Below are 9,825 nucleotides of genomic sequence, written 5' to 3'. Positions count from 1 at the left end.
CGCGAGGCGGGGGGGCCCGCCCCGGCGGCCCCCCGGCAAGGCCGACTGGTACGCGCTGCCCACCCGGCCCGGAAACACATCCGCAGGCGCCCGCACCCCGCGCGGGGGTTGCGGGCGCCTGCGTCGTGTCCGGGCCCGTCAGGGCTGGGGCGGGCGGCGGTCGGTGTCCTTGTCCGGGTCGCCGTCACCCGGCTCGACGGGAGGCGTGAACGTCCCTGTCGGCGGTGTGATCGTCGTCGTCGGCGTCGGGAACTCGTCCGTCGGCGTCGGGTCCGCCGTACCGGTGTCCGTGGGCGTCGGAGTGGGGTCCTCGGTCTCCGTCTCCGTCTCCGTGGGGGTCGGGGTCGGGTCCTCGGTCTCCGTCTCCGTCTCCGTCGGGGTCGGGTCCGGGCTCGCGATCTCCGCGACGTCGAGGTCGAACTCGGCGTCGGAGCCGCCGTTCAGCGCGCCGAGCGTGTAGTCGGCCCAGATCCTGGCGGGGAAGCCACCGCCGTTGGCGCGGCCGGCCTGTGCGGTGCCCGTGAGGGACACCTGGCCGCCGCCCTCCTTGGGCGACTCACCGAACAGGGCCACCACGGTGGTGAGTTCGGGGGTGTAGCCCGCGAACCAGGCTGACCGGTTCTTCTCCGAGGTGCCCGTCTTGCCCGCCGCTTCGTAGAAGCTCGACTTCGCGGCGATGCCGGAGCCGTTCTTCACCACGCCCGTGAGGCCCGCGGTGACCGTGTCGGCCGTCTCACGGCTGATCACCTGGCTGCCGATCGGGTCCTGGACCTCGAACTCGCGGTCCTTGTGCTCGGCCTTGCCGACGATCGTCGGGGTGACCTTCTTGCCGTGGTTGTCGAGGGTGGCGTAGACGCCGGCCATGTCCCAGGTGGAGGCCCCCATCACGCCCAGCGAGATCGAGGGACGCTCGGGGAAGTTGACGTCCGGCATGCCCAGGTCGAGCGCCGTCTCCTTCACCTTGTCCAGGCCGACGTCGACGGCCATCTGCGCGAAGGCGGAGTTGATGGACCTGTTCAGCGACGTCTGGACGCTGACGGGGCCGTAGCTCTTGTCGAGGTCGTTCTGCGGGTTGAACGGGGTGTCGCTGCCCTCGACCGGGCGCTTGCTGGTGCCGTCGTAGACCGTGTTGAGGCCGATCGGGTCGCCGTCCTGGGTCTCGGAGCCGTTCTCCAGGGCGGAGGCGAACACGACCGGCTTGAAGGTGGAGGCGGGCTGGTAGTCGCGGCGGGTGGCGTTCGACAGCCAGTGCTCGGTGGCGTCCACGCCGCCGTAGAGGGCGACGACCTTGCCGGTCTTCGGATCGACGGAGGTGGCGCCGGCCTGCACGGTGGCGTCCACGGTGTTGCCCTTGCGGTCGAGCTCGTCCTCGAGCTGCTTCTTGACCGCGCCCTCCAGCTCCTTCTGGCGCTTGGAGTCGATGTTCAGGGTGATGGTCCAGCCGCCGGCGTCGAGGTCGGCCTTGTCGATGCCCTGGCGGGACAGCTCCTGCTTGGCGGCGTCGACGATGTACCCGGCCTGGCCGCTCAGGCCCGCCGCCGCCTTCGGGGCCTGCGGGACGGGGAACTTCAGGCTGTCGCGGGCGCTCTTGTCGAGCCAGCTCTCCTCGACCATGTTGTTGAGCACGTAGTTCCAGCGGTTGGTGACCGTCTCCTTGGTCTCGTCGGAGGCGACGGCCCAGTCGTAACTGCTGGGGGCCTGGACGAGAGCCGCCAGGTAGGCACCCTGGGCGACGTTCAGCTTCTCGGCGTCGACGCCGTAGTACGCCTGGGAGGCGGCCTGGATGCCGTACGCGCCACGGCCGAAGTAGCTGGTGTTGAGGTAACCGGCGAGGATCTCGCTCTTCTCCTTCTTCCGGTCCACCTTGAGCGAGATCACCAGCTCCTTGAGCTTGCGGCTGACCGTCCGGTCCTGGTTCAGGTAGTAGTTCTTGACGTACTGCTGGGTGATGGTCGAGCCACCCTGCTTGCCCTGCCCGGTGAGGGTGTTCTTCAGACCGCGGAGCGTGCCCTTGATGTCGACGCCCGAGTCCTGGAAGAAGGTCTTGTTCTCGGCGGCGACGAAGGCGTACTGGACGTCCTGGGGGATCTTGTCCAGGCCGACGATCTCCCGGTTGACCTCGCCGGTACGGGCCAGGACCTTGCCGTCGCTGTACTTGTAGACATTGCTCTGCAGCTTGGCCTCTGCGTTGGCCTCGGGGACCGGGACGAGCAGGTAGGCCACGAAGAACGCGCCCATCGCCAGCAGGCAGAGGCCCAGGAACGTGCCGAGCATCTTCTTGAACGTGAAGAAGCGGCGTATGCCCGAGGGCCTGGTTTTTCTCGCCCGGCGCGCACCGCGCTGCCGGGCCTGTCGCGCTTCCGCTCGGCCCATCGCTCCGTCGCTCCCGCTCTGTCGGCCAGCCGGCTCACTCGTCCGGCGTTCTGGTCACCGGTGTCTGCCCGGAATCAGCTCAGAAAGCTAACACCGGTCACCCAGACAAAGAGGAGCTGATCCCCCCTTTTCCGGACGTGAGAATGAGCACCCCGTCTCAAGGAACCGACTCACGAAAGGGCCGGAGGGTTGCCACATGCGTTAAAGTGATATCAGTTTGCTAGATCAACGACGAACCGGCGTACGGCACTGCCGTGCGCGGAAACGGGGACGACCATGCCCGCCACCTCCAGCCACGACGCAGCCTCCGGCGTCAGGAACGCCGCAGCCGACACCCCGGAAGTACCGGAGATGCCCCAGCCGCGGGTGCGCGAGTTCGCGGCCCACAGCATCGGGGGCGGCCTGGCGCTGCTGCTCGGCCTCCTCGGGCTGGCGGCGGGGGCGGCGCTCGTCGTCGCCGCCACGGCGTCCGACTCGGCCGGCATCAAGGCCGTACTGATCACCGGCGGCATCCTGATCGGCATCGCCGCGTTCCTCGCCATGTGCGGCCTGAACATGGTCGCCCCGGGCGAGGCACGCGTCGTCCAACTCTTCGGCCGCTACCGGGGCACGATCCGCACGGACGGACTGCGCTGGGTCAACCCGCTCACGTCCCGGACCAAGATCTCCACCCGGGTGCGCAACCACGAGACGGCCGTACTGAAGGTCAACGACGCGTACGGCAACCCGATCGAGCTCGCAGCGGTGGTCGTGTGGAAGGTCGAGGACACCGCCCAGGCGATGTTCGAGGTCGACGACTTCCTCGAGTTCGTCTCCACCCAGACCGAGGCCGCGGTCCGCCACATCGCCATCGAGTACCCCTACGACGCCCACGACGAGGAGGGCCTCTCGCTGCGCGGCAACGCGGAGGAGATCACGGAGAAGCTCGCCGTGGAACTGCACGCACGCGTCGAGGCAGCCGGCGTCCACATCATCGAGTCCCGCTTCACCCACCTCGCCTACGCACCCGAGATCGCCTCCGCGATGCTCCAGCGCCAGCAGGCCGGCGCGGTCGTTGCCGCACGGCGTCAGATCGTCGACGGCGCGGTCGGTATGGTCGAGGCGGCCCTCGCCCGCATCGCCGAGCAGGGCATCGTCGAGCTGGACTCCGAACGCAAGGCGGCCATGGTCTCCAACCTGATGGTGGTGCTGTGCGGTGACCGCGCGGCCCAGCCGGTCCTCAACACGGGCACGCTCTACCAGTGACCCCGCCCTCCGAACGCAAGCAGGTGCTCCTGCGGCTCGACCCGGCGGTGTACGAGGCGCTCGCCAGGTGGGCCGGGGACGAGCTGCGCAGCGCGAACGCGCAGATCGAGTTCCTGCTGAGACGCGCGCTGGCGGACGCCGGCCGGCTGCCCTCTTCCACGGGCCCCATCGCCCGGCGCGGCCGGCCGCCCAAGGCGCAGCCGGGGGCGTCGGGGGACGCCGGGAGCGGGGCGCCGTAGCAGCCCGGACGGGAGCGGGAGCATCCGCTCCCGTCCGGTCCTTCCCCGGCGCCGGCAGGCCGGGGAAACCCGAGGAACCCTCGCTATACACACCGCGTATACACCCTGAGTACAGTGACCCTCATGTCCATCGGTCACACTCTCCTCGGCCTCCTCGAGGCCGGCCCCCGCCACGGCTACGACCTGAAGCGGGCCTTCGACGAGCGGTTCGGGCAGGACCGCCCGCTGCACTACGGACAGGTCTACTCGACCATGTCCCGGCTCCTGAAGAACGGTCTCGTCGAGGTCGACGGCGTCGAGTCCGGCGGCGGGCCGGAGCGGAAGCGGTACGCCATCACCGACGCCGGGATCACCGATGTCGAGCAGTGGCTCGCCCAGCCCGAGAAGCCCGAGCCGTACCTTCAGTCGACGCTCTACACCAAGGTCGTCATCGCCCTGCTCACCGGCCGCAGCGCCGCCGAACTGCTCGACGGCCAGCGCGCGGAGCATCTGCGGCTGATGCGGGTCCTCACCGACCGCAAGCGCCGCGGCGACCTCGCCGACCAACTGATCTGCGACCACGCCCTGTTCCACCTGGAAGCCGACCTCCGGTGGCTGGAACTGACCGCCGCGCGCCTCGACCGGCTCGCCTCGGAGGTCCGTGCGTGATCCCCGCCGGTTCCCTGCTCGTCGCCGACGGCCTGCGCAAGGCCTTCGGGTCCACCACCGCCCTCGACGACGCCTCGTTCTCCATCCATCCCGGCGAGGTCGTCGCCGTCATGGGACCGTCCGGCTCCGGCAAGTCGACCCTGCTGCACTGCCTCGCCGGCATCGTCCGGCCCGACGCCGGCTCCGTCACCTACGCGGGCCGCGAGATCACCGGCCTGCCGGACGCGGAACGCAGCGCGCTGCGCCGCTCGGACTTCGGGTTCGTGTTCCAGTTCGGCCAGTTGGTCCCGGAGTTGAGCTGCGTCGAGAACGTGGCACTGCCGCTGCGGCTCGGCGGCGTGAAGCGCAAGGAGGCCGAGCGCGCGGCGCGGGAATGGCTGGAACGGCTCGAGGTCTTGGACACCGAGCGCAAGCGGCCCGGTGACATCTCCGGGGGCCAGGGGCAGCGGGTCGCGGTGGCCCGCGCGCTCGTCGCCTCGCCCAAGGTGGTCTTCGCCGACGAACCCACGGGCGCCCTGGACTCGCTCAACGGCGAGCGGGTGATGTCGCTGCTCACCGAAACGGCCCGCCGGCAGAACACGGCCGTCGTGCTCGTCACGCACGAGACCCGCGTCGCCGCCTACTCGGACCGGGAGGTCGTCGTGCGCGACGGCAGGGCACACGATCCCGAGCGGGTCGCATGAGCACGACACGGCACGTGCCGCGCCCCGTGCGCGCGGCACCGGTGCCGCGCCCCGCGCAGCGTGCGCACCGCGGGCCGGCCGCGCGGCTGCGGGACCTCGCCATGGGCATCCGGTTCGCCGTCTCCGGCGGCCGTGAGGGCCTGACCCGTACCGCGCTGACCGCTCTCGGAGTGGGGCTCGGCGTCGGGCTGCTGCTCATCGCCGCGTCCGTGCCGCAGATGATGGACGCCCGGGACAGCCGTACCGCCGCCAGGACCGCCGTCGGACCGGGACTGGGCAAGCACGTGCCGGTCTCCGCGACGAGCCTGGTCACCGCGCCGGCCGACACCGACTACCGCACGCAGACCGTCGGCGGCGACATCCTGCGGCCGGACGGCGCGGATCCGGCGCTGCCGCCGGGCCTCGACCGTGCCCCGGCGGCCGGCGAGATGTACGTCTCCCCCGCTCTCGCAGAACTCCTGGCCTCCCCCGAGGGACGGCTGCTGAAGGAACGCCTGCACCACCGCACGGTGGGCCTGATCGGCGACGCTGGGCTTCTCGATCCTGGCGAACTGCGCTTCTACGCGGGCAGTTCCACCCTGACCACGGAAACCGGCGGTGTGCGGGTCGAGCGCTACGGCACCCGGGGCGGCGGGGACCCGATGGCCCCCGTGCTCATCGTCGTCGTCGTGCTGGCGTGCGTGGTGCTGCTCGTACCGGTGACCGTCTTCGTCGCGACCGCCGTCCGCTTCGGCGGCGAACAGCGCGACCGGCGGCTCGCCGCCCTGCGCCTGGTGGGCGCGGATGCCCGGACGACCCGCTGGATCGCTGCCGGGGAGGCGCTGTTCGGCGCAGTGCTCGGACTGGCCGTCGGAGCCGGGGCGTTCGCCGCAGGCCGGCTGATCGCCGGCTCCGTACGGGTGTGGGACCTGAGCGCCTTCCCCTCCGACGTCGTACCGGTGCCCTGGCTCGGCGCGCTGATCCTTCTGGCCGTGCCGGTCGTGTCGGTGGGGGTGACGCTGCTGGCGATGCGCGCCGTGACGGTCGAACCGCTCGGTGTCGTACGGCGGTCGGCGCCGCGCCGCGGCCGCCTGTGGTGGCGGCTGCTGATGCTGCCCGCGGGACTGGCCGTGCTCCTGGCGACCGGCACCGTCCGCCAGGACTCGGAGGTCGTCGAACCGTGGCCCGTCGCGGCGGGGACACTGCTGGTGCTGTTCTCGCTGACCGCGCTGCTGCCCTGGCTCGTCGACGCCGTCGTCCGGCGGCTCGGCCGCGGTCCGGTGGCCTGGCAGCTCGCCGTGCGCCGGCTCCAGCTGGGCAGCGCCTCCGCGACCAGGGCGGTGGGCGGCATCACGGTCGCGGTGGCGGGAGCGATCGCGCTGCAGATGGTGTTCGCCGCGGTGCACGACGACTTCAACCGGGTGACCGGACAGGACTCCGAGCGGGCTCAGCTGACGGTCTCCGCCGAGTTCCCGAGCGGTGAACTGGCCGGCGAGATGATCAGGGAGTTCCACGCCACGGAAGGCGTGCGGGGCGTGATCGGCACGGTGGAGGCGTACGTGGTGTCCCCGGAGCCCGTCGCCGAGGGGGACATCCGGCCGACGACCACGCTGACGGTCGGAGACTGCCCGACCCTGCGGGAACTGGCCCGGATCCGCTCCTGCGGGGACGGCGACACGTTCGTCGTGCACAGCACCCGTGACGAGCCGCCGTCCTACTGGATCGACAGGACCGCCCGGAAGGGCAGGCCGGTGAACCTCAACAGCGACACTCAGTTCGACGGCTCCGCGCCGATGCTGTGGACCCTGCCGGAGCGGTCACCCACGGTGATGGCGCGCCCCGACCCGGTGGGCGAGGAGCACACCGGCATCTTCGCGACACCGGGCGCCGTGGACGTCTCCGCGCTCCCCGGTGCCCGGACCACGGCGCAGGTGCAGATCGACGAGAGCGTGCCGGACGCGAGGGAGTTCGTGCGCAACGCCGCGGCGCGGATCGACGCCCCGGTACAGGTCCGCACCATCCACAAGATCGAACGGGACCGGCAGTACGAGAGTGTCCGGACCGGGCTGCTGGCCGCCGCCACCGCGACGATGGGGCTGATCGCCGCGTCGATGGCGGTGGCCCAGATCGAGCAGCTCAGGGACCGCAGGCGGCTGCTGGCGGTCCTGGTCGCCTTCGGCACCGGCCGCTCCACACTGGCCTGGTCGGTCCTCCTGCAGACGGCCGTCCTGGTGGTGCTCGGCACGGCGATGGCGGTCGGGGCCGGTATCGGGCTGGGTGCGGCGATGCTGCGGATGATCGGGAAGCCGGTCACGCACTGGGGGTCGTTCCTCCCGGTGGCCGGCATGGGCGCGGGCCTGATCCTCGTGGTGACGCTGCTGAGCCTGCCGGTGCTGGTCCGCCTGATGCGCCCGGGTGGCCTCCGGACGGAGTGACGCCCGCCAGGTGCGGGTCGTCCCTCAGGGCGTGACCCGCACCGGCAGGACGCCCATCGCCTCCCGCAGCGCCTCTGCGAACTCCTCGAACTCGCCGCCGCGGGCTGCGCCCGACCGCATCGCCAGCGCGATCCGGCGCGACGGCGCGGGATCGGCGAACCAGCCGGTCTGGAGGCGTCCCGCGCGGCCGGTCTCCACATCGACGGCCGTCCGCGGCAGCAGGGTCACGCCGAGGCCGCCCGCGACCAGCTGGACGAGCGTGGCGAGGCCCGCGGCGGTCGTGGTCACGGGGGCGCCCTCGGTGCGGCCCGCCTCGCGGCAGATGTCGAGGGCCTGGTCCCGCAGGCAGTGCCCCTCGTCGAGGAGGAGCAGATGCAGCTCGCGCAGCGCCTCGCGCGGGATGTCCTGGCGGCCGCCGAGCCAGTGGTCCTCGGGGGTGACCAGGACGAAGTCCTCGTCGAACAGCGGAAGTTCGGTGACTCCGGGCACTCCCAGCGGCACGGCGAGCAGCAGCAGGTCCAGCCGCCCCGCACCGAGCCCCTCCAGCAGTGACGAGGTCTGCTCCTCGTGCACCTGGAGATCCAGCTCCGGGTACCGCTCATGGACCAGCTTCAGCACGGTCGGCAGCAGGTACGGTGCGACCGTCGGGATGACGCCCAGCCGGAGCACGCCCGTGAACGGCGCCCTCACCGCCTCCGCCTCGTCCATGAGGGCGCCGACGGCCTCCAGCACGGCCCTGGCCCGGACCGCGAGCCTCTCCCCGGCCGGGGAGAGGAGCACCTTGCGCGTCGTACGCTCGAGGAGCTGGACACCGAGTGCCTCCTCGAGCGCCGAGACGGCGCCGGACAGTGCGGGCTGACTCGTCCCGATTGCCGCCGCCGCGTCCCGGAAGTGCAGATGCTCGGCCACGGCCGCGAAGGCGCGCAGCTGTGCGAGGCTCGGCTGTTTGCCCCTGTTTGTTATGGCCACTGATAAGTTCCTCCGATCGCGATGACCGAGTCTAGCTATTTCCGCGATCAATGCACTCTGTGCCACTATCAAGATCCGTCCAACCCCACCGGATGCCCCCAAAAGGGAAATCCTGTTTGCAAGGAGAGCGCGTGCTCACTGTCGGTGACCAGTTCCCCACGTTCGAGCTGACCGCCTGCGTCTCGCTGGAGAGCGGCAAGGAGTTCGAGCAGATCAACCACAAGTCCTACGAGGGCAAGTGGAAGGTCGTGTTCGCGTGGCCCAAGGACTTCACCTTCGTCTGCCCGACCGAGATCGCCGCGTTCGGCAAGCTGAACGACGAGTTCGCCGACCGTGACGCCCAGATCCTCGGCTTCTCCGGCGACTCCGAGTTCGTCCACCACGCCTGGCGCAAGGACCACGCCGACCTGCGTGACCTGCCCTTCCCGATGATGGCCGACTCGAAGCACGAGCTGATGCGTGACCTCGGCATCGAGGGCGAGGACGGCTTCGCGCAGCGCGCCGTCTTCATCGTCGACCCGAACAACGAGATCCAGTTCACCATGGTGACCGCCGGTTCCGTCGGCCGTAACCCCAAGGAGGTCCTGCGGGTGCTGGACGCCCTGCAGACCGACGAGCTGTGCCCGTGCAACTGGACCAAGGGCGAGAACACCCTCGACCCCGTCGCGCTGCTGTCGGGCGAGTGATCCGCCATGGCTCTCGATGAACTGAAGGCCGCCGTACCGGACTACGCCAAGGACCTGAAGCTGAACCTCGGCTCGGTCATCGGCAACAGCGAGCTCCCCCAGCAGCAGCTGTGGGGCACCGTGCTGGCCTGCGCGATCGCCTCGCGTTCGCCGCGGGTGCTGCGTGAGCTGGAGCCGGAGGCGAAGGCCAACCTCAAGCCCGAGGCGTACGCCGCCGCCAAGTCGGCCGCCGCGGTCATGGCGATGAACAACGTCTTCTACCGGACCCGGCACCTGCTGTCGGACCCGGAGTACGGGACGCTCCGTGCCGGTCTGCGGATGAACGTCATCGGCAACCCCGGTGTGGAGAAGGTCGACTTCGAGCTGTGGTCGCTCGCCGTCTCCGCCATCAACGGCTGCGGCCAGTGCCTCGACTCGCACGAGCAGGTGCTGCGCAAGGCCGGAGTGGACCGCGAGACGATCCAGGAGGCCTTCAAGATCGCCGCGGTGATCCAGGCCGTGGGTACGACGCTGGACGCAGAGGCCGTCATGGCCGAGTAGTCCTCGCACACAGCGGAAGGGCCCCGCC

At 70.8% G+C, this 9,825-nt stretch carries 9 protein-coding genes; 7 read left to right on the top strand and 2 right to left on the bottom strand.

The features are described from left to right. Positions 1–138 precede the first annotated feature (138 nt). The gene (locus tag ACWGH4_RS23455) at positions 139–2,373 is read right to left on the bottom strand and encodes a transglycosylase domain-containing protein (RefSeq protein WP_453464087.1); all 2,235 of its coding nucleotides are present in this window, start codon (positions 2,371–2,373) and stop codon (positions 139–141) included. Between the two features lie 276 nt (positions 2,374–2,649). Between ACWGH4_RS23455 and ACWGH4_RS23450 the strand changes: the two genes are divergently transcribed. The 5 genes from ACWGH4_RS23450 to ACWGH4_RS23430 all read left to right on the top strand — a co-directional run bounded on the left by ACWGH4_RS23450 (position 2,650) and on the right by ACWGH4_RS23430 (position 7,602). Beyond that, complete coding sequence (locus ACWGH4_RS23450) at positions 2,650–3,618, top strand: SPFH domain-containing protein (RefSeq protein ID WP_453464084.1); 969 nt, start codon at positions 2,650–2,652, stop codon at positions 3,616–3,618. Beyond that, on the top strand, positions 3,615–3,857 hold the full coding sequence (locus ACWGH4_RS23445) for a hypothetical protein (RefSeq protein ID WP_453464081.1): 243 nt from the start codon (positions 3,615–3,617) through the stop codon (positions 3,855–3,857). Before ACWGH4_RS23450 ends, ACWGH4_RS23445 begins: the two co-directional genes overlap by 4 nt. A gap of 123 nt (positions 3,858–3,980) precedes the next feature. Further along, a complete protein-coding gene (locus tag ACWGH4_RS23440; protein ID WP_441263970.1) occupies positions 3,981–4,505 on the top strand; it encodes a helix-turn-helix transcriptional regulator in 525 nt (174 codons plus the stop codon). Continuing rightward, positions 4,502–5,188 carry an ABC transporter ATP-binding protein gene (locus ACWGH4_RS23435; RefSeq protein WP_453464077.1) on the top strand — a complete coding sequence of 229 codons (687 nt, stop codon included), beginning with the start codon at positions 4,502–4,504 and terminating at the stop codon, positions 5,186–5,188. The genes ACWGH4_RS23440 and ACWGH4_RS23435 overlap by 4 nt, the downstream gene beginning before the upstream one ends. Beyond that, positions 5,185–7,602, top strand: coding sequence for an FtsX-like permease family protein (locus ACWGH4_RS23430; protein WP_453464074.1), 2,418 nt, complete (start codon positions 5,185–5,187; stop codon positions 7,600–7,602). Before ACWGH4_RS23435 ends, ACWGH4_RS23430 begins: the two co-directional genes overlap by 4 nt. A 24-nt stretch (positions 7,603–7,626) precedes the next feature. On the opposite strand, the gene ACWGH4_RS23425 is transcribed toward ACWGH4_RS23430, so the two are convergent. Beyond that, complete coding sequence (locus ACWGH4_RS23425; protein ID WP_453464071.1) at positions 7,627–8,571, bottom strand: LysR substrate-binding domain-containing protein; 945 nt, start codon at positions 8,569–8,571, stop codon at positions 7,627–7,629. A gap of 131 nt (positions 8,572–8,702) precedes the next feature. Between ACWGH4_RS23425 and ACWGH4_RS23420 the strand changes: the two genes are divergently transcribed. Both ACWGH4_RS23420 and ACWGH4_RS23415 read left to right on the top strand, forming a co-directional pair. After that, on the top strand, positions 8,703–9,257 hold the full coding sequence (locus ACWGH4_RS23420; protein WP_037773847.1) for a peroxiredoxin: 555 nt from the start codon (positions 8,703–8,705) through the stop codon (positions 9,255–9,257). A 6-nt stretch (positions 9,258–9,263) separates the two neighbouring features. Continuing rightward, positions 9,264–9,797, top strand: coding sequence for an alkyl hydroperoxide reductase (locus ACWGH4_RS23415; protein ID WP_441263966.1), 534 nt, complete (start codon positions 9,264–9,266; stop codon positions 9,795–9,797). Positions 9,798–9,825 lie beyond the last annotated feature (28 nt).

This window comes from Streptomyces sp. NPDC054847, assembly GCF_053610925.1.
Note: the sequence above shows the minus strand (reverse complement) of the source record. Positions and strands in the feature narration are given on the sequence as shown.